General features: G+C 73.1%; 19 protein-coding genes and 1 pseudogene. 10 read left to right on the plus strand and 10 right to left on the minus strand.

Features of this window, described 5'->3' with window-relative positions; translation table 11 throughout:
• Window positions 1-32: 32 nt before the first annotated feature.
• Window positions 33-440 carry a glutathione S-transferase family protein gene (locus I5071_RS16195; RefSeq protein ID WP_236606362.1) on the plus strand — a complete coding sequence of 136 codons (408 nt, stop codon included), beginning with the start codon at window positions 33-35 and terminating at the stop codon, window positions 438-440.
• Window positions 441-455: 15 nt separating this feature from the next.
• Window positions 456-812 (plus strand): hypothetical protein, encoded by a 357-nt coding sequence (locus I5071_RS16200; protein WP_236606363.1) that lies wholly within the window; start codon window positions 456-458, stop codon window positions 810-812.
• Window positions 813-815: 3 nt separating this feature from the next.
• Here the strand turns inward: I5071_RS16200 and I5071_RS16205 are convergent, their stop codons facing one another.
• On the minus strand, window positions 816-1,778 hold the full coding sequence (locus I5071_RS16205) for a TIGR02757 family protein (RefSeq protein ID WP_236606364.1): 963 nt from the start codon (window positions 1,776-1,778) through the stop codon (window positions 816-818).
• Between I5071_RS16205 and I5071_RS16210 the strand changes: the two genes are divergently transcribed.
• Window positions 1,744-2,412, plus strand: coding sequence for a TlpA family protein disulfide reductase (locus tag I5071_RS16210; protein WP_236606365.1), 669 nt, complete (start codon window positions 1,744-1,746; stop codon window positions 2,410-2,412). The two genes, I5071_RS16205 and I5071_RS16210, sit on opposite strands and share 35 nt — an antisense overlap.
• Here the strand turns inward: I5071_RS16210 and ptsP are convergent.
• The 5 genes from ptsP to I5071_RS16235 all read right to left on the minus strand — a co-directional run bounded on the left by ptsP (window position 2,396) and on the right by I5071_RS16235 (window position 8,428).
• Window positions 2,396-4,246, minus strand: coding sequence for a phosphoenolpyruvate--protein phosphotransferase (gene ptsP, locus I5071_RS16215; RefSeq protein WP_236606366.1), 1,851 nt, complete (start codon window positions 4,244-4,246; stop codon window positions 2,396-2,398). The two genes, I5071_RS16210 and ptsP, sit on opposite strands and share 17 nt — an antisense overlap.
• Before the next feature lie 13 nt (window positions 4,247-4,259).
• Window positions 4,260-4,556, minus strand: coding sequence for an HPr family phosphocarrier protein (locus I5071_RS16220; protein WP_236606367.1), 297 nt, complete (start codon window positions 4,554-4,556; stop codon window positions 4,260-4,262).
• Window positions 4,553-5,452 (minus strand): RNase adapter RapZ, encoded by a 900-nt coding sequence (rapZ, locus tag I5071_RS16225; RefSeq protein WP_236606368.1) that lies wholly within the window; start codon window positions 5,450-5,452, stop codon window positions 4,553-4,555. Before rapZ ends, I5071_RS16220 begins: the two co-directional genes overlap by 4 nt.
• Window positions 5,453-5,479: 27 nt before the next feature.
• Window positions 5,480-6,451, minus strand: a complete 972-nt coding sequence (gene hprK / locus I5071_RS16230; RefSeq protein ID WP_236606369.1) for an HPr(Ser) kinase/phosphatase — start codon at window positions 6,449-6,451, stop codon at window positions 5,480-5,482.
• Window positions 6,452-6,580: 129 nt separating this feature from the next.
• The gene (locus I5071_RS16235) at window positions 6,581-8,428 is read right to left on the minus strand and encodes a cytochrome-c peroxidase (RefSeq protein WP_236606370.1); all 1,848 of its coding nucleotides are present in this window, start codon (window positions 8,426-8,428) and stop codon (window positions 6,581-6,583) included.
• A gap of 246 nt (window positions 8,429-8,674) precedes the next feature.
• Between I5071_RS16235 and I5071_RS16240 the strand changes: the two genes are divergently transcribed.
• Window positions 8,675-9,517, plus strand: coding sequence for an NAD-dependent protein deacetylase (locus tag I5071_RS16240; protein ID WP_236606371.1), 843 nt, complete (start codon window positions 8,675-8,677; stop codon window positions 9,515-9,517).
• Here I5071_RS16240 and I5071_RS16245 read toward each other — a convergent pair whose 3' ends face one another.
• The gene (locus tag I5071_RS16245) at window positions 9,518-9,985 is read right to left on the minus strand and encodes a DUF2267 domain-containing protein (protein WP_236606372.1); all 468 of its coding nucleotides are present in this window, start codon (window positions 9,983-9,985) and stop codon (window positions 9,518-9,520) included.
• A 178-nt stretch (window positions 9,986-10,163) separates the two neighbouring features.
• Here I5071_RS16245 and I5071_RS16250 point away from each other — a divergent pair, with 178 nt between their 5' ends.
• Complete coding sequence (locus I5071_RS16250; RefSeq protein WP_236606373.1) at window positions 10,164-10,871, plus strand: dienelactone hydrolase family protein; 708 nt, start codon at window positions 10,164-10,166, stop codon at window positions 10,869-10,871.
• 28 nt (window positions 10,872-10,899) lie between these two features.
• Here I5071_RS16250 and I5071_RS16255 read toward each other — a convergent pair whose 3' ends face one another.
• Window positions 10,900-12,195 carry an NAD(P)/FAD-dependent oxidoreductase gene (locus I5071_RS16255; protein ID WP_236606374.1) on the minus strand — a complete coding sequence of 432 codons (1,296 nt, stop codon included), beginning with the start codon at window positions 12,193-12,195 and terminating at the stop codon, window positions 10,900-10,902.
• Between the two features lie 42 nt (window positions 12,196-12,237).
• Here I5071_RS16255 and I5071_RS16260 point away from each other — a divergent pair, with 42 nt between their 5' ends.
• Together I5071_RS16260 and I5071_RS16265 are read left to right on the plus strand one after the other, a co-directional pair.
• The gene (locus I5071_RS16260) at window positions 12,238-14,214 is read left to right on the plus strand and encodes a hypothetical protein (protein WP_236606375.1); all 1,977 of its coding nucleotides are present in this window, start codon (window positions 12,238-12,240) and stop codon (window positions 14,212-14,214) included.
• Between the two features lie 40 nt (window positions 14,215-14,254).
• Entirely contained in the window at window positions 14,255-16,156 is a 1,902-nt protein-coding gene (locus I5071_RS16265) for a serine/threonine-protein kinase (protein ID WP_236606376.1), read from the plus strand.
• Here I5071_RS16265 and I5071_RS16270 read toward each other — a convergent pair whose 3' ends face one another.
• A complete protein-coding gene (locus I5071_RS16270) occupies window positions 16,157-18,073 on the minus strand; it encodes an ABC-F family ATP-binding cassette domain-containing protein (RefSeq protein ID WP_236606377.1) in 1,917 nt (638 codons plus the stop codon). It abuts the gene before it with no gap.
• 305 nt (window positions 18,074-18,378) lie between these two features.
• Here I5071_RS16270 and I5071_RS16275 point away from each other — a divergent pair, with 305 nt between their 5' ends.
• The 3 genes and pseudogenes from I5071_RS16275 to I5071_RS16285 form a co-directional block, all read left to right on the plus strand.
• Window positions 18,379-19,200, plus strand: coding sequence for a hypothetical protein (locus tag I5071_RS16275; protein WP_236606378.1), 822 nt, complete (start codon window positions 18,379-18,381; stop codon window positions 19,198-19,200).
• Between the two features lie 26 nt (window positions 19,201-19,226).
• Entirely contained in the window at window positions 19,227-20,075 is an 849-nt protein-coding gene (locus I5071_RS16280; RefSeq protein ID WP_236606379.1) for a peptidylprolyl isomerase, read from the plus strand.
• Window positions 20,072-20,731 (plus strand): annotated as a pseudogene (locus I5071_RS16285) (trypsin-like serine peptidase); the annotation flags it as partial. The gene I5071_RS16280 and the pseudogene I5071_RS16285, both read left to right, overlap by 4 nt.
• A gap of 419 nt (window positions 20,732-21,150) precedes the next feature.
• On the opposite strand, the gene I5071_RS16290 reads toward I5071_RS16285, so the two are convergent.
• A complete protein-coding gene (locus I5071_RS16290; protein WP_236606380.1) occupies window positions 21,151-22,062 on the minus strand; it encodes an AraC family transcriptional regulator in 912 nt (303 codons plus the stop codon).
• Between the last annotated feature and the right edge of the window lie 55 nt (window positions 22,063-22,117).

The raw sequence follows: 22,117 nt of genomic DNA on the forward strand, positions 1-22,117 counted from the left end.
GGAGGTCAAGGAATTTTGGCTACGCTCGCGCGATGTCGAGCAACGCAGCGGTCCATCTCTACAGCATCCAGGTCTGCCCCTTCGCGCAGCGCACGCGCATCTTGCTCACGCTGAAGGGCGTGCCCTTCGAGCTCACCGAGATCGACATCACGCGTCCGCGGCCCGCGTGGTTCCTCGAGCTCAATCCGCTCGGGAAGGTGCCGGTGATCGCGCACGCGGGGCGCGTGCTGAACGAGTCGAGCGTCATCAACGAGTACCTCGAGGAGGTCTTTCCCGCGCGGCGCGTGTTCCCCGAGGACGCGTATCGACGCGCGCAGAGCCGCATCTTCATCGACTACGTCAACCACGGCTTCGTCGCGCCCATGTACCAGCTGCTGATGAACCAGGACCCGGCGAAGGAGGACGCACTGATCGCGTCGGCGCGCGCGACGTGGGCGTGAAACGGCGCGTTCCTGATGCGCTTCTCACCGGACGGAACGTGGCTGTGGGACGAAGATGGCTTCGGGATGGCGGAGCTGACGATCGCGCCGTTCTTCATGCGCTACGCGCTGAACGAGCACTACAGCGGGTTCACGCTGCCGGATGCGCCGGAGTACGCGCGGGTGAAGCGCTACCGCGACGCGTGCCTCGCGCACCCGGTCGTGCGCGCGACCGGGATGAGCGACGAGGACTTCATCAAGCTCTACTACGACTACTCGCTCGGCTACGGGAACGGCGCGGTGCCGGAGGGCGAAGAGAAGAGCTCGTTCGACACGAGCGTGCCGCTCGCGGCGCGAGCGATGCCGAAGACGAAGCGCGAGCGCTGGGGCTGACGATCAGCGCAGCTTCCGCGCGTCTCGCTGCCAGTGGCGACAGGCTTCCTTCAGCACGCACGTCTCGCAGCGCGCGGCGTCGCGCCGGCTCGGGCACTCGCGGCTCACGCCGAGGTGACAGATCGCGAAGTCGTATCGCACCGGGTCGTTCGCATCGAAGGTGCGCAGCTTCGACGTGATCTCGGCAGCGGTTCGCAGCGATGCGTCGTTGCGGCGCGTGAGGTCGAGGTTCTTCGCGATGCGGTGCACGTGGGTGTCGACCGGAATGACGAGCCGCGAGGGCGAGACCGGCCACAGGCCGAGATCGACTCCGTCGGCGGGACGGATCATCCAGCGCAGCCAGAGGAGCAGGCGCTTGCACGCGCTGCCGGCGCGCGGATCGGGGACGAGGTGACGCAGGCCGCGTGACGCGTCCTCACCGCGCAGCGCGTCGGCGAGCCTCGCGAGGGCTTCGACGAACGCCTCGTCCTGGTCTTCGATCTCCGCGTCGCAGGCGCGCAGCCCCGTCGCGAACGCAGCGCCCAGCGAGCCGTGGTCGCGGCGGATCACGCCGGCATTCGCGAGCATCGCGGCGACGTCGGGGCCGCGCCACACACGGTGCACGAAGCCGTGCAGCCGCGTCTCGAGCGCCTCTCGCGATTCGCGATCGATCGTCGCGGCCGGGGACTCTCCCAGCGCCTTCAATACCAGCGCGACCTTGCCGCGGATCGCCACGACGTTGCCGAACGCGAGGGATGCGGCGATCAGCGCGACGACCTCGCGATCCTCGGCGCGCGCGTAGCGGTGCACGAAGGACACCGGATCGGCGTCGCGGCGCGCGACTGCATCCGTCGAGAGCAGCAACGCATCGAGGCGCTCGCGAACGAGCTCGAGCCGAGGGGAAGAACGCACGGGCGTCGGACAGTCTAGAGCCGTGATAGAAGGCCTGTCAGTGCTCCGCTCGCTCGCCGGATCCGCGCTCTTCACGTTGCTCGTCGCGTGCGGCGGCGCGAGCGCGTCGTCGTCGACGACGATCGGGAGCAGCCACGCGCCACGCCCGGAGGACGCGATCGATCTCTCGCTGCGCACCCACGACGGGCGCGCGCTCGAGCTCTCCGATCAACAGGGCAGCCCCGTGCTCCTCTTTCTCTTCGCGACCTACGACGGTGCGTCGCTCGCGGCGGCGCGCGGTGTGGCGCGCTTCACCCGCGAGGCCCTCGACACCGTGGTGATCGCGGTCGCGCTGCAGCCCGACGCCGAGACGTTCACCGCCGCGTACGTGGAGTCGCAATCCCCGCCCTACACCGTCGCGTACGAGCCCGCGGGGCGCATCCTCCTCGGCACGACCGATCTCGGCGCGATCGACTCGATCCCGACGCTCGTCATGATCGACGCGCACGGGCGCGAGGTCGCGCGGCACACCGGGTACGTGAGCGAGCGCGTGATCGAGCAGTGGCATCAGGAAGCGATGGCGCGCGGTGGCATCATGACGCCGGCCGAGACGCCGACGGAGGAAGCGCCGCGCCGGCCGACCCCGCTGCCGGTGCAGACCGAGACGCCGCCGCCGCCCGAGAGCGACGAAGCGCCGCCCGACGACGCGCTCGTCATCGAGCCGGACTGATCGCGATCTCGATCCCTTGCTCGTCCCACACCTCGGCGAGCACCGGCGAGAGCGCCTCGACGACGACGCGCTCCACCTCGGTCCCGGTGCCGCATCCGAGGCACGCGCGCGCGACCTCTTCGCACGTGACGAGGTCGACGCGATCGAGGATCTCGCGCGCGAGCGGGATCTCCGACGCGCTCATCGAGAGGCAGCGGTAGCCGAGCCCGAGCAGCACCGGGATCGCGATCGGATGCGACGCGAGATCGCCGCAGATCGAGATCGGGATGCTCGCGTCGCGCGACGCGCGGAACGTGAGGTCGAGCAAGCGCAGCACCGCGGGCTCGAGCGGACGCGCGATGTGCGAGAGCCGTGGGTTCTGGCGATCGACCGCGAGCGTGTACTGGGCGAGATCGTTCGTGCCGACGCTGAAGAAGTCGCACTCGCGCGCGAGCGCGTCCGCGAGCACGACCGCGGAGGGCACCTCGATCATCGCGCCGAGCGGCACCGCGCGGTACGGGATGCCCTCGCGCTCGAGCTCGGCCTGCGCGCTCGCGACCATCGCGCGCGCGGCGCGCAGATCCTCGAGCGTGCACACCATCGGGAACATCACGCGGAGCGGCGCGACCGCGGCGGCGCGCATCATCGCGCGCAGCTGCACGCGGAAGAGATCGGGGCACGCGAGCGAGAGGCGCAGCCCGCGCAAGCCGAGCGCGGGGTTCGGTGCGCGCCCCGCGCCGAGGGGCGTGGTGCCGAGCAGCGGCATCTTGTCGGCGCCGAGATCGAAGGTGCGCAGCGTGACCGGGCGCGGCCCGAAGCGCGACGCGACGCGCGCGTAGATCTCGGTCTGGATTTCCTCGCTCGGCAGCTCGTCCTCGAGATAGAGGAACTCGGTGCGATAGAGCCCGATGCCCTCGGCGCGCTGCGCGTGCGCCTCGTCGACCTCGACCTCGAGCTCGACGTTCGCGAGCACCTCGACGCGCACTCCGTCGCGCGTCTGGCCCGACGTGCCCTCGCGATCGCGCAGACGCCCGGTGAAATGGCGATACCGGCGCGCGCGCTCCTCGGCGCGATGCTGGGTGTCCTCGTCGGGCTCGACGACGATCTCACCGCGCAGCGCGTCGACCACGACGACGCAGCCGGGCGTGAGCGCGCGAGTCACTCCGTCGACGCCGACCACCGCGGGGATCCCGAGCGCGCGCGCGAGGATCGCGGTGTGGCTCGTCGCAGTGCCGAGATCGGTCACGAGCGCGAGCACTCGATCGCGCGGCAAGCGCGCCGTCTCCGCGGGGCTCAGATCGGACGCGACGAGGATCGTCGGACGATCGATCACGGGGAGCTGGAACCCGACGCCGGTGAGCACGCGCAGCACGTGCTCGCCGACCTGCTCGACGTCGCGAGCGCGATCCTGGAGGTACGGCTCGCGCGCGTTCATCAGGCGTCGGACGATCGCCTCGATCGCGCGCCGCACCGCCCATTCCGCGTTGATCCCGCTGCGGATCCCCTCGACCGCGGCGCCGACGAAGAGCTCGTCGCGGTGCATGAGGAGGTGCGCCTCGAGCACGAGCCGATGCTCGGCGCCGGCGGTGGGATCGATCGCATCGCGCGCTTCTTCGAGCTCGCGGCGCGAGGTCGCGAGCGCGCTCATCAGGCGCTGCACCTCACCGTCGACCTCGCCGTTGCCGATCGCGCGCCGCGGGATCGGCACGCTGCGGCGATCGAAGATCGTGACGTTGCCGACCGCGACGCCGGGCGACGCGCAGATGCCACGCAGCGTGGACCGACCTGGGGGCAGGCTGAGCCGCCGGTACGAGCTGCGTCGAACGCGCTGCGGCCGAGGCGGCTCGTCGCTCACGGAGCCCCCCGCTTCAACGCTCTTCTCCGAACCGCGCGGAGATCAGCGCGCCGATCGCGTCGACCGCGGCGCGCGCGTCGGGGCCGCGGCCGCGCACGACGAGCTGCGCGCCCGGGCTCCCGCAGAGCAGCAGCACGCCCATGATGCTCTTGCCGTTCGCGAGCTGTCCGTCCTTCTCGAGCTCGATCTCCGCGCGATAACGCGACGCGAGCTGCACGAGCTTCGTCGCGGCGCGCGCGTGCAGGCCGAGCTCGTTCACGATCGTGAACGTCCCCTCGGCCCGCGCCAGCTCGCGCTCGCCGTCGCTCATCGCGAGACGTCCCGGTGCGCGACCATCACGTCGCGTCCTTCGCCTTCGGCCTCGCCACGCAGCGATCGCCCGAGCTCTTCCGCGATCGCGACCGAGCGATGACGTCCTCCGGTGCATCCGACCGCGATCGTCAGGTACGCCTTGCCCTCGGCCTCGTAGCGCGGGAGCCAGTCGGTCAGCACGCGCTTCAGATCGGCGAGCAGCGACTGGGTCTCCGGCGCGCGCAGCACGTACTCGGCGACCGGCGGGTCGCGACCGGTGAGCGGCTTGAGCTCGGGCACGTGGTGCGGGTTCGGCAGGAAGCGCAGATCGAAGACGAGATCGGCGTCGACCGGCAGGCCGTACTTGAAGCCGAACGAGACGATGCGGACCTGCATCGTCGGTCGCGCGCCGCCGCGCCCGATCGCCTCGACGAGGCTGCGACGCAGGTCGTGCACGCTGAGGCGCGAGGTGTCGATCACCCGCCGGGCGCGCACGCGAAGGCTCGCGAGGCGCTCTCGCTCGCGCGAGATCGCCTCGATCACGTCGCCGCCCTGCGCGAGCGGATGCGGGCGCCGCGACTCGCTGTAGCGACGCACCAGCACGTCGTCGGCGCAGTCGAGGAAGAGCACCTCGACCTCGTGCCCGCCCGCCGAGAGACGATCGAGCAGATCGCCCGCGCCCGCGAGGAACCCGCGCGTGCGCACGTCGACACCGAGGCCGACGCGCGTCAGCTCGCCGTCGGCCGCGAGGAGATCGACGAGGCCCGGTGCGAGCTTCGGCGGGAGGTTGTCGACGCAGAAGAACCCGACGTCCTCGAGCACGTGGAGAGCGCTCGTGCGCCCCGCGCCCGACATGCCGGTGACCACCACGATATGGAGCGGCGTGCCCACGGTCGGACCGAGAGCATACGGCATCGCGGGCGCGCTTCGCAGCGTCTCCGTTCAGCGTGACGGAACGCCGAGCCCGCGCGCGAGCTGCTGTGCGAACTCGCGCGCCGAGTGGTGGCCCGCGCGCTTCAGCAGCTGGTTGCGGGTCGCGACCTCGAGCAGCACGCCCATGTCGCGGCCGGGATAGACCGGGACGCGCAGGATCGGCACCGGCACGCCGAGCACGCTGCGGGTCGCGTCGTCGAGCCCGAGGCGATCGAAGCCCTCGTCGCTGCGCTCGTCGTGCAGGTGGCAGAGCTCGATGATCACGTCGAGGTTCGCCTCGTCCTGCACCGCGGTCGCGCCGAACAGATCGCGGATGTTGAGGATGCCGAGGCCGCGGATCTCGAGGTGATGGCGCAGGAGCGCAGGCGCCGTGCCGAGCACGCGATCGCCCATGCGCACGAGGTCCACGCGATCGTCCGCGACGAGCCGCGCCCCGCGCTCGATCATGACGAGCGCGCTCTCGCTCTTGCCGATCCCGCTCGGTCCGACCAGCAGGAGGCCGAGCCCGTGCACCTCGATCATCACGCCGTGCGTCGACTCGCGCGGTGCGAGCAGGCGATCGAGCGCCCCGTGCAGCGCCGCGATCGTGGTGCTCGAGCGCGGGGTCGCGACGAGCAGCGGCACGTCGGTCTCGCGCGCGACCGCCTCGAGCTCGGGCGGCGGCGCCACGCCGCGGGTGACCACGACGCACGCGAGCCCGAGACCGAAGAAGCCGCGCAGCCGCTCGACGCGCAGCGCGGGCGCGAGCGTCTCGAGGTAGCTGATCTCGGTCTCGCCGAGGATCTGCACGCGCGACGCGACGACGCCCACGAGGTGCCCGGCGAGCGCGAGGCCGGACTTCTGGATCCGCGGATGATCGATCGTGCGATCGAGGCCGCGCTCGCCGGTGATCACGTCGACGAGCGCGGCGAGCTCGGGATCGGCGACCAGCGCGCGCGTGGGGAGGAGCGTCGCGGGAGGGACCGACTCGCGTTCGGGCATCGAGCGGGATCTTATCGCCGACGGGGAGAGACGTCGCCGTCGCCGTCGCCGTTCACGACCACGCCCACGTCCACGAACCCATCGTTGACGTGGACGTGGTCGGCGACGTGAACGGCGACGGTCGTTCGATCAGAGCGTCTCGAGGTACGCGACGAGGTCGCCGATCTGCGCCTCGGTCAGCCGCGAGGTCGCGCCGTGCGACTCACCGCCGCACTCGGGGTCGAAGCGATCGCGCATCGTGGTCGCGCAGCCGTCGTGCATCACCGGCAGGCGCTGCGACGCGCCGACGAGCGAGGGCACCTGGAACGCGCCGCCGGTGCCGACGTCGACCGTCGTGTTGTTCGTGAGCATCGCGCCCGAGTGACACGAGCCGCACTCCGCGCCGCCGAAGAAGAGCTCACGACCGCGCTGCACCGCGATCGCATCGCGCGGCGTGACCACCGGCGCGGGCAGCTCGTCGAGCCAACCGCCCAGCGCGTTGACCTGCGTGCCCGAGAGCCGCGGCCCGCTCATGCGACCCGTGAACACGACCTCGCTGAGCGCGCGAAGATCGGGGAGGTCGCCGTCCCAGTGGAACGGCGCCGTCTCGGTCACGTCGCCGTGCATCGCGGGGGTGCGGCGCGGGCCGAGCCCGGCGAAGAGCCAGGTGCGACCGTCCTCGCCGCCCTCGGGGTGGCACGACGCGCACGCGGTGCCGCGGCTCGCGTTCGCGTGGAAGATCGTGTGACCGGTGTCGAAGCGCGACTCGCCGCCGAGATCGACCTCGAAGCGCGCGCCGGTCGTGCGCTCGATCATCACGAGGCGCGCGGGCTCGCGCTGCTGAACCACGAGCAGGCCGCCCTCGCCGTACGCGACCGCGACCGGGTTCTGCACGCCCGCGACCGTCTCGTTGGGGAACATGCAGCCCTGATCGTCGACGCTCGTGTCGAGCACGGAGAGCGGATAGATCGCGACCGCGCTCTCGCCCGACTGGTTGCCCGCGTTGACCACCGCGATCTCGGTCTCGTCGTGCGACACCGCGAGATCGACGGGCAGCGACGACATGCCGAGGTTCGGCGCGCGCGACGCGCCGCGATCCGAGAACACCGTGACCGCGCTCTGCACGATCGATCCGTCGCAGAATCCCGTCGCGTAGTACGCGCCCGGCGCGAGCTGCAGCTCGGTGTCGCTCGCGCGCTGGTGCACCATCGCGACGTCGCCGCTCGGCATCGAGATGGTCCGCCACGCGACCGAGGGCTGGAACACCGCCTCGCGCCACACGCCCGTGCCGTCGATGAACCCGTTGAAGGGATCGGTGACCGCGCTCGGCGCGACACGATCCATGACCGCACCGTCGACGCTCAGCCGCACCAGCTCGGCGTTGCGGAAGCGCGTGACCAGCAGCGTGTCCCCGTCGACCACGACGTCACGCAGATCGCCGCCCTCGACGCGCATCTCGCGCACCGACGCGCCGCCCGCCGCAGGCAGGCTCACGACCTCGCCGCCGCGGCACGCGACGTGGAGCAGATCACGCCCCCCGTCGTACGCGATGCCGCGCGGCATCGGGCACACCGCGCGGCGCTCGCCCTCGCGCGCGCGCTCGGGATCGAACGAGTAGACCTCGCCGGTGCCTCGCAGCACGACGTGCGCACGACCCGCGCCGTCGCTCACGATGCGCCCCGGCTCCGCGCCCGGAGGCAGCGCGACCTCGGCGTGGACCGCGCGCGCGCGGCGATAGTCGACGACCAGGATGCGATCGCGATCGGCGTCCGCGGCGATCGCCCAGCCGTCCTGCACCTGGAGCGTGCCGCCGCTGATCGGCGGAGGCGCGACCTCCTGGGTGACGGTGCCCTCGTAGAACCGCGGATCGATGAACGGCGAGCGCGCCTCGGGCCCGGGGGTGAATGGGTCCGGCGTCGGCGCCGTGTCGGGTGGGCGGAGACAGCCCGTGAGCATCGCGCTCGCGAGCGCGATCGAGCACCAGTCGTTGCGCGTCATTCTCTCTCTCGCTCCTCGCGAGGCCCACGCCCCGCCCCGGACCGCGCATAGCAGGCCGTGCGCCAGCGCAGAAACGCCCGGAATTCGCCGCGTCGAGCGCGCCACCGGGCCGGGTTTTCACACGGGCGGCCCTGGGCGTGGCACGCCCGGGCATGCGCGACGCGTGCAGCGCGCTGCACAGCGTACAGCGCATCACACGCCCTCGTTGCCATCGCGCGCCCGCGTCCACAGAGTCCGCTCTCGCCGATGACCACCGACCTCGAAGCCCTCTGCACGCTGCTCGCGGGACGACGCGTGGTCGCGCTGACCGGCGCGGGGTGCAGCACCGAGTCGGGCATCCCCGACTACCGCAGCGAGGGCACCCGCAAGCGCGCGCGCAACCCGATGCAGTACCGCGCGTTCCTCCACGACGCGCGCGCCCGAGCGCGCTACTGGGCGCGCAGCCTCCACGGCTGGCCGCGCATCGCGAGCGCGCGACCGAACGACGCGCACCGCGCGCTCGCCGCGATGGAGCGCGAAGGCGCGCTGGTCGGGCTGATCACGCAGAACGTCGATCGCCTCCACCACGCCGCGGGCAGCGCGCGCATCGTCGAGCTGCACGGTGCGCTCGCGGAGGTGCGCTGCCTCGCGTGCGGGACCACCGCGCCGCGCGCGCAGGTGCAGGAGCGCCTGCTGCACGCGAACCCCGGGTTCGTCGAGCGTCCCGTGGAGCTCAACCCCGACGGCGACGCGGAGCTCGAGGACGACGCGCTCGAGGGCTTCCGCGTGGTCGCGTGCGAGGCGTGCGGCGGCGTGCTCAAGCCCGACGTCGTGTTCTTCGGCGACAGCGTGCCGAGGCCGCGCGTCGACGCGGCGCACGCGATGGTGCGCGAGGCGGACGCGATGCTCGTCGTCGGCTCGTCGCTCGCGGTGTACTCGGGGCTGCGCTTCGTGCGCGCCGCGGCGGAGCGCGCGATCCCGATCGCGATCCTCAACGTCGGGGAGACGCGCGGCGACGCGCTCGCGACGTTGCGCCTCGAGGCGCGCGCGGGCGCGGTGCTCCCGATCGTCGCCGAGCGGATCGCGACGCGCGACGCGCGCTCCGCGTGATCACGCCGCGGGCTGCGCGGGGCCCAGATCGAGCGGCGGCTCGGGCCAGATCTCCCGCAGCGCCTCGCCGACCTGGTGCCGCAGCTTGCGGATCTCGCCGGCGTCGATGTGCTCGTTGAGCACCGAGAGCGCGGCGCGCAGCACGTCGCGCGGCGCCGCGTGCGGCCCGCCCTCGAGGCCCGACGCGATCTCGTCGTAGACCTCGTCGACGCTCGCGAGCGCCGCGGGCACGTGCGAGGGACGCCAGCCCTCGTAGTACACGCCGCGCAGCAGGAGCGGGAGCTGCGCGGCGAGCGCCGCGGACTCGTTCGCCGGGAGCCGATCCCGGATCGCGTGGAGCGCGGCGCGGAGGCATCGATACGCGAGCTGCGTGGTGCCCGAGCCGAGCTCCTCGACGTAGGCGTGCAGCCATTCGTAGCTGAGCTGCATCGTGTGCTCGAAGGCATCGACGTGATCGTCACGAGTCATCGAGGGTGCGTGTCCTCCTGGCACCTCCGCTCAGCAATCCTCGTGCGCGGAGAGCGCCGTCGAGCACACGTGTGGCGCATCGCCGCGCAGGGACCTCGAGCGGGCTCGCTTGGTCTGGGATTGCGCGCGTGCTCCGGCTTCGCTTGCCCGTGCTCGGATGGTGCACATCTCGGTCGCCATGAGCCGGCCCACGTCGATCCATCCCGGCGAACGCCGTGCACCCGAGATCGTCGCCGAGCGGCGCGAGGTGTCGATCCCGGTCCGCGGCGCGCACGTGGAGGGCGACCTCGTGGTCCCCACCGGCGCGCGCGGGCTCGTCGTGTTCGCCCACGGGAGCGGGAGCAGCCGCTACAGCCCGCGCAATCGCTACGTCGCCGAGGTGCTGCAGCGCGGCAAGCTCGGCACGCTGCTGCTCGATCTGCTCACGCGCGAGGAAGAGGCGATCGACGCGCGCACCGCGCACCTGCGCTTCGACATCGAGCTGCTCGCGGAGCGGCTCGTGTCGGCGATCGAGTGGGCGCGGCGAGATCCCGCGACGCGCGAGCTGCGGCTCGGGTTCTTCGGCGCGAGCACGGGCGGCGGCGCGGCGCTGGTCGCTGCGGCGTTGCGCCCCGACGCCGTGGCGGCCGTGGTGTCACGCGGCGGTCGTCCCGACCTCGCGGGCAACGCGCTGCCGCTGGTCCGCGCGCCCACGCTGCTGATCGTCGGCGGCGACGACGTGCCGGTGCTCGAGCTCCATCGCGAGGCGATCGCGCGCATGCAGCACGAGGTGCACCTCGAGGTGATCGTGGGCGCGACCCACCTCTTCGAGGAGCCGGGCGCGCTCGAGGAGGTCGGGCGGCTCGCGCGGGAGTTCCTGGTCGCGAAGCTCGGTCCTCCCTCGTGATGAGGGCGCGCTCATGGCTCGCGGCGAGCTATGAGCGCGCGACCATGCGCGACAGCGCGCGCGACCACGCCGCGCGCGCCGCCCCGGGACGCGACGGATAGAGCGGATGGAGGGCGCGGATCGCCTCCATGCGCGCGGCGACCCGCGCGAGCCGCGACACCAGCGCGCGCTCGCGGAGGGCGCGCGGCGCCTTCGCGAGGAGCGCGCGGGTCCCGAGCGAGGGCGGCAGCTGGGTCATCGCGGGCCGCATCATCGCGGCATCGAGCAGGCCTCCGGCGACGAGGCGCTCGAGCTCGTCGGGCGTCATGCGCTGGCTGTAACGGCGGAAGAGGTCGTACGCCGCGAGCACGCCGCCGCGCTCGCGGGTCCAGCGCGTCTCGTACTCGGCGAGCCCACCGCCGCGCGTGATCGCATCGACGAGCACCCGCGCGGCGACGAGCCCCGCGCCGATGCCCGAGCCATGCGCCGAGAAGACCATCAGCGCGGCGTCGCCGATGCGCGCGACGCGACCCTGCGCGAGCGGGAGCGCGGGACGACCGAGCGGGATCGCGCGGGCACCGGCGCGCAGCGGTGCGCCGATCCACGGATGCTCGGCGGCGAAACGCTCGATCATCGCGCGGCCCGAGAGATGACCCTCCGCGGGGATCGATCCGGTGAGCATCGAGACGTGATCGCGCTCGAGGCGCAGGTTGAGCACCGAGTAGCCGCCCGCGCTGCCGACGAACGAGAGCACCTCGCCGATCGGCACGCGGTGCCGCGCGAAGAGCGCCTCGGCCTCGCCGCGATCGCGCACCTCGCGGATCTCCTGGGCGGCGGAGCAGAGGTCGTGGCGGGTGAGGCCCGGCGGCTCGCCGAGCAGGCGCGCGCCCGCGAGCCCCGACGCGTCGACGATCACGTCGGCGCGCACCACGCCGCGATCGGTGCGCAGCGCGCCGCCCTCGACGCCGCCTTCGAGCCCGAGCGCGCGCACCTCTCCTTCGAGCATCGCGCCGGCGTCGCGCGCGTCCTGGTGCAGGCGCGCGACGAGCAGGCTCATGTCGAGCTCGAGCACGCCGTGATCGCGCACCACGACGTGCCCCTCGCCGGCGCGGAAGTGATAGGGGACCTCGTCGCCGACGAGCTCGGCGCCGCGCGGCTGCGCAATGCGTGCTTCGTCGAAGCACCAGCGAGGCACCGCGTTGATCCATTGCGCCCCGGCGCGCTCGAGCGGACCGCGATCGACGAGCAGCGTGCGGAGGCCTGCGCGAGCGCCCAGCGACGCGACGGCGGCGCCCGCAGTGCCCGCACCGACGACGAGGAGCTCGACCCGCTCGGGCAGCGACATGCGCGCGAGGATACCCGGGCGCGACGAGCGTAGAGTGTTCGCGTGTCCGATCTGCAAGGCGAGAACGCCCGCACCCTCGACGTCGCGTCGCTCCCTCCCGCGCTGAGCCGGGAGCTCGCGAGCGTGCTCGCGCCACGAGGGCCGGCGCTGCTCGCCGCGCCCGATCGCTTCGCGTGGCGCGAGCGAGCCGCGATCGCGCTCGCTCCGATCGGCGCGTTCGTGATGGTCGCGCTCGCGGCGCGCGCGTTCGCCGCGGCGTGCGAGCCCCGACACGAGCCGACGTGGGCGCTGGTGTACGCGCTCCCCGCGGTGCCCCTCGCGCTGCTGATCGTGCGCGCCATCCTCGCGCCGCTGCGCGCGCGGCGCATGCCCTTCGCGCCCGGGGTGTACGTGCTCGATCGCGACGTGGTGATCGCGCACGGGCCCGAGGTGCGCGTGGTGCCGCTCCGCGCCGTCGCGGGCGTGAGCGCGCCGCGTCGTCTGCCGATCGGAGGGCTCGCCGAGATCACGCTCTGGCTCGAGGGCGAGCCCGCGGAGACGTGCCTCGTGCCGGTGGCGGACGCGGAGTCGGCCGCCGAGCGGGTCGAGCGAGCGCGCGAAGCGGCTCTCGCGCCCGAGGATCAGGCGACGCGCCGGCGGAGGCACGACCCGCTCGCGGAGCTGCGGCGCTCGACGTCGTGGGAGCGCGCGACCGACGCGCGGCCGCGCAGCGACTGGGCGCGCAGCATCGCGCTCGCGGTGCCGCTCGCCCTCGTGATCGGCGCGCTCTCGGTGCTCGCGCGCAATGCGCTGAGCGACGCCGCGGCGATCGCGAGCGCGAGCGCGTCGAACGACGTCGAGGCGCTGCGCTGCTACGCGGACTCGGGCGGCTCCGACGCAGCGCGGGTGCGCGCCGAGCTGCTGCCGCGCGCAGCGTACGCGCAGGCGATCGCGGCCGGTGACACCGCGTCGCTCGGTCAGTACGTCGAGGCCTATCCCGAGGGCCCCGACACCCCCGCGGCGCGCACCCGGTGGATCGAGCTGGAGTACGAGAACGCGCGATCGAGCGCGTGGGGCCTGCGCGCATTCGTGACGCGCTTCCCCGATGCCCCGCAGGTCGCGGAAGCACGCACCGCGATGCCGCGTCTCGCGCTCGAGGAAGCGCGGCGCTCCGACGACGCGGGGGCCTACGCGTACGTGGCGCGCGAATATGCGGGCACGCCCGAGGGCGACGAGGCGCGGCGGCTCCATCACGCGCGCTACGAGCGCGCGCTCGAGGCGCTGATCGTGCGCGGCGCGAGGCCCGAGGTGACGGCGTTCCTGCGCGCCCTCTTCGCGCACCTCGAGGCGCACGAGGACGCGAGCGTGCTGGTTCGCTTCCGCACGCCGTCGAGCGAGGCGCTGCGGATCTTCGACGCGCTGGTCGACGAGTCGCAGAACGTGCCGATCGAGCCGATCGCGCCCTCGTTCTCGCGACGCCTGTCGGTGCAGCGCGAGGCGCTCGTGTTCGATCGGCTCAACACCGCGTTCGAGCCCCTCGTGCCGCGCGACGTGATGCACCTCGCGCGCGGCGCGAACCTGCCCGACGTGCCGAGCGAGGAGCAGATCCTCTTGCGCCTCGAAGGCGTGCCCGAGGAAGAGCACGAGGCGATGCGCGCCGCGATCCTCGCCGAGGCGGAGGACGAGGGCACCGCGCCCGAGATCCGCATCGAGTACACGATCGTGCCGACCGGCGACGTGTACGTGAGCAGCCCGGTTGCCCCGCGGTTCGACGCGTTCGGAGGGCTCGACGTCGAGCACGACGAGCGACGATTCGCCGCGTTCCTCGTGCGATTCGCGATCGAGATGCGCATCCCCGGCGCGAGCGAGCGCAACGTGTTCGAGCTCGTGGTGCAGCCCGACGAGCACGTGCGCGTCGACGGTGGCTCGGGCGCGCCGAGCGAGTCGACGATCTACGAAGTGCTCGCGACGAGCGCGTTCGATCGCCTCGGAGACGGGCTCACCACCGCATTCCTCGGCGGTGTCCAACACGTCCCCTGACGGGGAGGCGCCCGCCGTGCGAGCATCCGGGCGCTCCGTCATGTCGCTCGAAGACGCCCCGTCGCCGCAGACGCCGCGCACGATCGCCGACCGCATCGCGGGGATCAGCTCGCTGGCGAAGACCATCGAGCGCGCGCCCGGCGCGACGATCCGCCCCGATTCCCCCGACACCTCGCTGCTCGACACGCTCGCGCCCGCGATCGAAGCGCGCGAGGGCGCCGCGATCCGCCTCGGTCGCACCCTCGGCGAAGGCGGCATGGGCGTGGTGCGCGAGGGCGTGCAGGTGAGCCTCGCGCGGCGCGTCGCGGTGAAGACGTTGCGCGATCGCGATCGCGATGCCGGCACGCAGCGCGCGACGGCGAAGCTGCTCTACGAAGCGCGCGTCACCGGTGCGCTCGAGCACCCGAACGTCGTGCCGGTGCACGACATCGCATCGGACGCGCAGGGCACGCCGCTGATCGTGCTCAAGCACATCGACGGCGTGGTGTGGAGCGAGCTTCTGCGCGACCCCGAGCGCGTCGCGCGCGATCACGGCGCGACCGATCCGCTCGAGTGGCACCTGCGCGTCCTGCTCCAGGTCTGCAACGCGGTGCACTTCGCGCACACGCGCGGCGTGCTCCATCGCGATCTGAAGCCCGACAACGTGATGATCGGCGGCTTCGGCGAGGTCTACGTGCTCGACTGGGGCCTCGCGGTGCGCACCGCGGATCAGGCCTCGGCGACGCCGAAGATGGATCCCGCCGAGGGCCTCGTGCTCGCGGGCACGCCTTGGTACATGGCGCCCGAGATGCTCGGCGGCGCGGCCGCGCGGCTCTCGCCCGCGACCGACGTCTACCTGCTCGGCGGCGTGCTGCACGAGATCGTCACCGGACGCGCGCCGCACCAGGAGAGCAACCTCCACGCGATCCTCGCGAGCGTGGTGCAGTCGCGGCCGCACCTCGACGCGAGCGTGCCCGAGGAGCTCGCGGCGATCGTGCGGCGCGCGCTCGATCCCGATCCCGCGCGTCGCTTCGGCAGCGCCGACGCGCTGCGCACCGCGGTCGAGGGCTTCCTGCGGCATCGCGGTGCGGTGCAGCTCGCGATCGAGGCGGAGCGCTCGCTCGCGGCGCTCGAGGAGGAGCTCGCGCGCGAGGACGCGACGCCCGCGCGCGAGGTGATCGATCGCCACTTCGCCGAGTGCCGCTTCGGCTTCCGCGCCGCGCTGCGCGCGTGGCCCGAGGGGACGCGCGCGAAGGAGGGCCTCGAGCGCGCGGTCTCGCGCATGGTCGCGCACGAGCTCGACGCCGGCCGACCGCACGCCGCCGCGGCGCTGATCGGCGAGCTCGACGCGCCGCCTCGCGCCCTCGCGTCGCGCGTGAACGACGCGGTGCGCGCGTGGGATGCGCGACAGGAAGCGCTGCTGCGCCTCGACCGCGAGCACGATCCCTCGCTCGGTCGCGGCCTGCGCCTCTCGATCACGGTGTTCGTCGGGCTCTTCTGGACGCTCGGTCCGGTCCTCGCGCCCTACGTCGATCCGACCTACGGCAGCTCGCACGCGAGCATGACGGTGCTGCCGGTCATCCTCACCGCGCTCGTCGCGGTCGTCGCGTTCTCGCTGCGCGATCGTGTGCTGCAGACGTCGTTCAACCGCCGCCTCGCCGCTGCGTTCTTCCTCAGTCAGCTCGGCGAGATCTTCATCTACGTCGGCGGCAGCGCGGCGCAGATGACGATCGCGCAGTGCCACGCGGTCGTGATGCTCGTCGCGAGCGGCACGGTGGGCATGCTCGCGGCCGCGGTGTCGCGCGCGTTCTGGATCGCGTCGCTCGCGTTCGTCGTCGCGTTCGGCGTGGGCTCGGTGTGGCCGCAGTGGATCGGGATCGCGGAGGCGATCGCCAACGCGATCATCACGGTCACCGCGATCGTGCTGTGGAGCCAGCGGGTGCCGCGGCCGAAGCGGCGCTGATCACGCGTCCTTGCGCGCCTCGAGCTCTTCCCAGCGCGCCATCATCGTCGCGACCTCGGCCTTCGCGACCTCGAGCGCGGCGAGCATCGCGGGCACCTCGGCGCCGCGCGTCGCGTACACGCTCGCGTCGGCGAGCTCGGCCTCCATACGCGCGACCTCGGCCTCGCGCGCCCCGATCTTCTCGAAGATGCTCTCGAGCTCGCGCTTCTCCGCGCCGCTGAGGCCCTTCTTCTTCGCGGGCGTCGCCGCGCGCGACGGAGCCGCGCTCTTCTTCACGACGGCCTCGGCGTCGGCGCGCTCCTCGGCGAGGCGCGCGTCCTCCTGCGCGCGCAGCGCGCGCCACGTCGAGTAGCTGCCCGCCCAGCGCCGCACCTGGCCCTCGCCCTCGAACGCGAGGATCGCGGTCGCGACGCGCTCGAGGAACCAACGATCGTGGGTGACGACCAGCGCGGTGCCCTCGAATTCCGAGAGCATCTCCTCGAGCGCCGCCAGCGTCGGCGCGTCGAGATCGTTGGTGGGCTCGTCGAGGATCAGCAGGTTCGCCGACTCGAGCAGCATGCGCGCGAGCAGCACGCGCGCGCGCTCGCCGCCCGAGAGCGCACCCACCGGCTGCCGCTGCTGATCGGCGTCGAAGAGCATGCGCTCGAGGTAGCTCACGAGCTCGACGCGCCGCCCGCCCCAGTCGACCTGACGCGAGTGCGGCGAGACGTTGTCCGCGACCGACTTCTCGAGATCGAGCCCGCTGCGGTGCTGATCGAGGTACGAGATCTTCGTGTTCGCGCCGCGCACGACGCGCCCCGCGATCGGCTCGAGCTCGCCGAGGATCGCGCGCAGCAGCGTCGACTTGCCGGCGCCGTTCGGCCCGACGATGCCGATGCGCTCGCCCTTGGTGAGCGAGAGATCGAGCCCCTTCACCAGCGTGCGCCCGCCGATCGCGAGCGAGAGATCGTGCAGCTCGATCACGGTGCGGCCGGTGCGTGTCGCGTCCATCGAGAGCTCGACCTGACGCTCGCGCGGCGGCGGCGCGTTCGCGATCGTGCTCTCCGCACGGTTGATCCGCGCCTTCTGCTTGCCGGTGCGCGCGGCGGGCGTGCGGCGCAGCCACTCGAGCTCGCGGCGCAGCAGGTTCTGCCGGTTCGCCTCGGCGCGACGCTCGAGCGCGCCGCGCTCCGCCTTCGCCTCGAGGTACTCCTCCCAGCCGCCCTCGTACGAGTGCAGCTTGCCGCGCTCGAGCTCGAGCGTGCGCGCGACCACCTGGTTGAGGAACCAGCGATCGTGGGTGACCAGCAGCACCGCGCCGCGGAACGACGACGCGAGGTGCTTCTCGAGCCACTCGATGGTCTCGACGTCGAGGTGGTTCGTCGGCTCGTCGAGGATCGCGAGCTCGGGGCTCGCCACGAGCAGGCGCGCGAGCGCGACGCGACGGCGCTCGCCGCCCGACATCGTCTCGACCTTCGCGTCGAGCCGCGTCACGCCGAGGTGCGAGAGGTACGAGCGCGCCTCGTGATCACGATCCCACCCGCCGAGGCGCTCGATGTCGTGCGCCGCGCTCTCCATCTCGGCGAGCCAGCGATCGTGATCTTCACCGCGCGCCAGCGCCTCGCTCGCGCGGTCGTGCTTCGCGCGCGCCGCCTGCCACTCGCCGAGCCCGGCGAGCACCGCCTCGAGCGCGGTGGGATCGCCCTCGAACGTCGGCTCCTGCGCGAGGTAGATCACGCGGGCGCCGCGCTGCCGCGCGAGCTCGCCTCCATCGGCGGGATCGATCCCCGCGAGGATGCGCGCGAGCGTCGACTTGCCGCAGCCGTTGGGGCCGACGAGGCCGACGCGCTCGCCCTCTTCGAGCGTGAGCGAGACGCCGTCGAGCAGCGTGCGCGCTCCGAGGCTCTTCCGGAGTTCGCGGGCGTCGAGGACGGGCATGGAGGGGCGCGAGCCTAGGGCTCGCCGGTGGGAGACGCCAGGCGCGCTCCCCTGTCCCGGCCGATCGGCCGAATTCGACCCACACGAGAGCTCGGTGACAAGACGACAACACATCAAAATTTATCAACCCGAACGGCACCACCGCTCCACCCACCGAGCAGCTGACAACCAACACGGACGTCCACGCGGAGGTGCTCATGCTCCAGGCGAGACTCGTTTCTCTCGTTCCCCTCCTGGTCGTGCTGAGTGGCGTAGGGTGCGCAGGTCCATCGTCCGACGACGCAGCCGCGAGCGAGAGCGCACTGGTGCTCACCTCGCGCACACCCTCCGAGCTCGTCGGGTCCTACGCGCGCGCCGGCAGCCTCGTCACGTTCGAGAGCCGCACGACCGGCTCCGGACGCGCCGAGCTCCACCTCGTCGTCAACGGCTTCACGTACGACGTCGCGGTGGATCGCGCGGCGGGCACCGTGCATCTCGACGGTCACGGCGGCACCGTCTTCGTCGAGGATCGCGAGGCGATGGCCGCGCTCGAGCAGACGCTCGGCGACGCGTTCACGTTCGACGAGAGCACGCCGCTCCACGAGGTCGCGCTCCTGCGCGCCGCGAGCCAGCTCGGCGATGCGCCGCTCGGCCTCACGTTCGACCCGCGCGTGGTCGACGTCTCGGAGGCGCGCGGAGGCGACAAGCTCCCGAGCCCGGGCACGCTGGTGCAGGAGACGCTGCCCGGCGGCGTCGAGACCGTCGTCGGGATCATGGGCGCCGACGGCGAGATCCTCGCGGTCGACGATCCGAGCGCGCCCGAGGCGCTCCACTGTCAGTACGGCAACGAAGACGGGATCTGGCGTCTGCCCGGCTGCAACGGCGTGCACTGGGCGTGGGCCGAGCACGACGCGACGAACCACTGTCTGCGCGCAGAGAACAGCCCCTACGGCACCGGCACCGACGGGTGCTCGGGGCGCTGCGGGATCACCTGCAACTCGAGCTGGAACCTGTTCACGTGGGACTGCCTCGAGCACGACGACTGCAGCATCGATCACGGCGGCGGCACGAACCCGTGGGACGCGTCGTGCGGTGACGAGTACTGGGAGGCGGCGGACGACTGGTGGTCGTGGGGTGACGCCTGCTGAGCCGGGCGCGCGCATCGATCGCGCTCGTGCTCGTCCTCGCGGCGGGGTGTGACGCGAGAGAGACGTCGGCGCGCGCCGACGGCGACGTGATCGTCGCGCACCTCGACGGGCAGCCCGTGCTCGCCTCCGAGGTGCAGCTCCACCTCCGTCCCGCGCCACCGCGCATCGGCGCGGGCCCCGCGATCGATCCGCGCCGTGTGGCGCTCGACGAGGCCGTGCGCGTGCGGCTCCTCGCGCGCGAGGCACGCCGGCGCGGGCTCGCGCCGCTCGACGGGCCGCCCGCGCTCGTGCAGTCGTCGCTCGTCCGCGCGCTGGTCGACGAGGAGAGCGCACGGCGTGGTGTGCCGGCGCCGGAGGCGATCCCCGAGGACGAGCTGCGACGCTTCGTCGAGAACCACATCGATCGGCTCGACACGCCGAGCGAGATCCTCGTCGCCGCGATCGTGGTGACCGACGCGGCGCTCGCCGAGCGGCTCCTCGCGCAGGCCGATCGCGCCGACGGATCGGGCTTCGCGCGGCTCGTCGCGGCGCACTCGATCGACGCGGCGTCGCGCGCACGCGCGGGCGTGCTCGCGCCGGTCCGAGAGCACGACCACGAGCTCGATCGCGCGGTCTTCCAGGTCGCGTGGCAGCTCCGCCGGCCCGGCATGGTCGGGCTCGCGGAGGCGCACGACGGACGTTGGCTCGTGCTGCGCGCCATGCGGGTGGAGCGGCCCGCGCGCCCGTGGGAGACGTTCGCCGCGCGCGCTCGCAACCTGCTGGCCCGCCAGCGCCGCGACGAGGTCGTCGACGCGCTGATGGTCCAGCTCCGGCGCGTCGCGACGCTCACGATCGACGAGCGCGCGCTCGCAGGTCTGCCGGTGCCCGCGCGATGAGGCTCGCGCTCGCGCTGACGGCATGCGCGCTGAGCGCGTGCGTCACCGACGTCGCGATCACCGAGGCCGCGATCACCCGCGGTGCGCGCGACCCGCGCGACGAAGCGGTGGGCGCGCTCAGGATCCGCCGCGCGGTGTGCGGCGAGCCCGCGCAGCTGGTGTGCAGCGGCAGCCTGATCGCGCCGCGCGTCTTCCTGACTGCGGCCCACTGCGTCACCGATCTCACGAGCGGCATCCTGGGCCTCGACCAGCTCGAGGTCGTCTTCGGCGAGCACGTCGAGGGCGCGGGGATCGCGATCGTCGACGCGGCCGTGGCTGCGGATGACGACTTCGACCTCGCGCTCCTCGAGCTCGCCAGCGCACCGCCGATCGCGCCTCTCGCGCGCGGAGGGCCCGAGGGCGCGGAGCTGGGAGACGAGCTCCGGCTCGTCGGCTTCGGCCAGACCTCGCCGACCGACGGCGGTGGAGCGCGGCTCGGCGGCGCCGCCGTGCTCTCGGCGATCGACGCGACGACGCTCCGGCTCGCGCCCGCGCCCAGCGTCGCGTGCGATCGCGACTCGGGCGGCGCGGTGCTCCGGCTCACGGGCGACGTCCCGACGCTGGTCGGGGTGATCCGCTCCGGCGACGCGGCCTGCGCGAGCGTCACCGTCGCGACGCGCGTCGATGCGCAGGAGGACGCGTTCCTCGCGCCCTTCGTCGCCGCGGTCGGCGCGCTCGATCCCGAAGCGCGGCCCCCGCCCGACGTGACCGCGGACTTCTGCGCGGTGCCGTGCGCGATCGACGACGAGTGCCCCGCCGCGATGCGCTGCCTCCCGGATCGATCCGGTGCACGCCGCTGCGGCTACGCCGGCCTCGGGCCCGGAACGTTCGGCGAGCCGTGCGAGCGCGGCGTCGAGTGCGCGAGCGGCGCCTGCGCGGCGATCGGCACCGGCGACGAGCAGGACTGCCGCTGCTTCGTGCGATGCCCGACGCCCACCGCAGCGGCCGCGGCGAGCTGCTCCGTCCAGCCGTCGCGCTCCCGCGCGGGCGTGCTGATCGCGCTGTCGCTCCTCGCGCTGGTTGCGCGGCGGCGCCGCTACGCCGATCGCCGGAACTCGGTGGGGCTCTGGCCATGCGCCCGGCGGAACGCGCGCACGAACGCGCCGACCGACGCGTACCCCACCCGATCGGCGATCGACGCCAGCCCTTCTTGCGTCGATCGCAGCAGGCACCCCGCCTTGTAGAGGCGCCATCGCGTCAGGTACGCGAGCGGGGCCTCTCCGACGTGCTCGCGGAAGCGCAGCGCGAACGCGGAGCGCGACATGCCCGCGAGCTCCGCGAGCGACTCGACCGACCACGGGCGCTCGAGATCGGCGTGCATCGCGCGGAGCGCCGGACCGAGGCGCACATCGGCGAGCGCGCCGAGCCAGCGCAGCTCGTTGCCACGACCGGCCGCGTGGTGCGCTCGGATCATCTGCACGAGCACGAGATCCGCGAGTCGGCTCACGACGATCGGCGAACCGACGCCCGGCGTGCTCGTCTCGGCCGCGAGCAGATCGAGCGTCGCGCGCAGCGCGGTGGCCTCCGCGCCGTCGGTCGCGACGCAGAGCACGCGCGGCAAGAGATCGACGAGCGGCGTGCTCCCCCACGCGTCGAGCTCGAACCATCCGCACACGACCGACGTCGCCGGGCCGCCGCCGCCGTGCTCGACGACGTTGCCGACCTTGCGCGCGACGAGCTCCGAGCACGGCACCGCGCGGGTGTTGCGCGCGTCGCGCAGCGCGAAGGTCGCGTCCGACGCGACGAGGAAGCAGTCGCCGGCGCGCAGCGCGAGCGGCCGTTCCTCGCCCGCGACGCTCAGCCAACAGCTCCCTCGCACCACCATCCCGAACTTCGCGTGCGCCGGCCCGCGGAAGTCCACGCCCCACGGCGCGGTCGCATCGAGACGGAAGTAGATCGCGCTGCGCACCCGCATCGCGCTCAGCACCTCGGTCACGGGGTCCAGCACGTCGAGACGGACGGATCGATCTTCGGGCGTTCTGGTCACTGTGCGTCCCGATCCG

The sequence above is a fragment of the Sandaracinus amylolyticus genome (genome assembly GCF_021631985.1).
In the GTDB taxonomy this organism is placed as follows: Bacteria; Myxococcota_A; Polyangia; order Polyangiales; family Sandaracinaceae; genus Sandaracinus; species Sandaracinus amylolyticus_A.

What these genes read in the sequence shown, in the direction of transcription:
- I5071_RS16195 (WP_236606362.1), top strand. Translation starts at nt 33, where the DNA reads ATGTCGAGCAACGCAGCGGTCCATCTCTACAGCATCCAGGTCTGCCCC.
- I5071_RS16200 (WP_236606363.1), top strand. Translation starts at nt 456, where the DNA reads ATGCGCTTCTCACCGGACGGAACGTGGCTGTGGGACGAAGATGGCTTC.
- I5071_RS16220 (WP_236606367.1), bottom strand. Translation starts at nt 4,556, where the DNA reads ATGAGCGACGGCGAGCGCGAGCTGGCGCGGGCCGAGGGGACGTTCACG.
- rapZ (WP_236606368.1), bottom strand. Translation starts at nt 5,452, where the DNA reads ATGCCGTATGCTCTCGGTCCGACCGTGGGCACGCCGCTCCATATCGTG.
- hprK (WP_236606369.1), bottom strand. Translation starts at nt 6,451, where the DNA reads ATGCCCGAACGCGAGTCGGTCCCTCCCGCGACGCTCCTCCCCACGCGC.
- I5071_RS16235 (WP_236606370.1), bottom strand. Translation starts at nt 8,428, where the DNA reads ATGACGCGCAACGACTGGTGCTCGATCGCGCTCGCGAGCGCGATGCTC.
- I5071_RS16240 (WP_236606371.1), top strand. Translation starts at nt 8,675, where the DNA reads ATGACCACCGACCTCGAAGCCCTCTGCACGCTGCTCGCGGGACGACGC.
- I5071_RS16245 (WP_236606372.1), bottom strand. Translation starts at nt 9,985, where the DNA reads ATGACTCGTGACGATCACGTCGATGCCTTCGAGCACACGATGCAGCTC.
- I5071_RS16250 (WP_236606373.1), top strand. Translation starts at nt 10,164, where the DNA reads ATGAGCCGGCCCACGTCGATCCATCCCGGCGAACGCCGTGCACCCGAG.
- I5071_RS16255 (WP_236606374.1), bottom strand. Translation starts at nt 12,195, where the DNA reads ATGTCGCTGCCCGAGCGGGTCGAGCTCCTCGTCGTCGGTGCGGGCACT.
- I5071_RS16265 (WP_236606376.1), top strand. Translation starts at nt 14,255, where the DNA reads ATGTCGCTCGAAGACGCCCCGTCGCCGCAGACGCCGCGCACGATCGCC.
- I5071_RS16270 (WP_236606377.1), bottom strand. Translation starts at nt 18,073, where the DNA reads ATGCCCGTCCTCGACGCCCGCGAACTCCGGAAGAGCCTCGGAGCGCGC.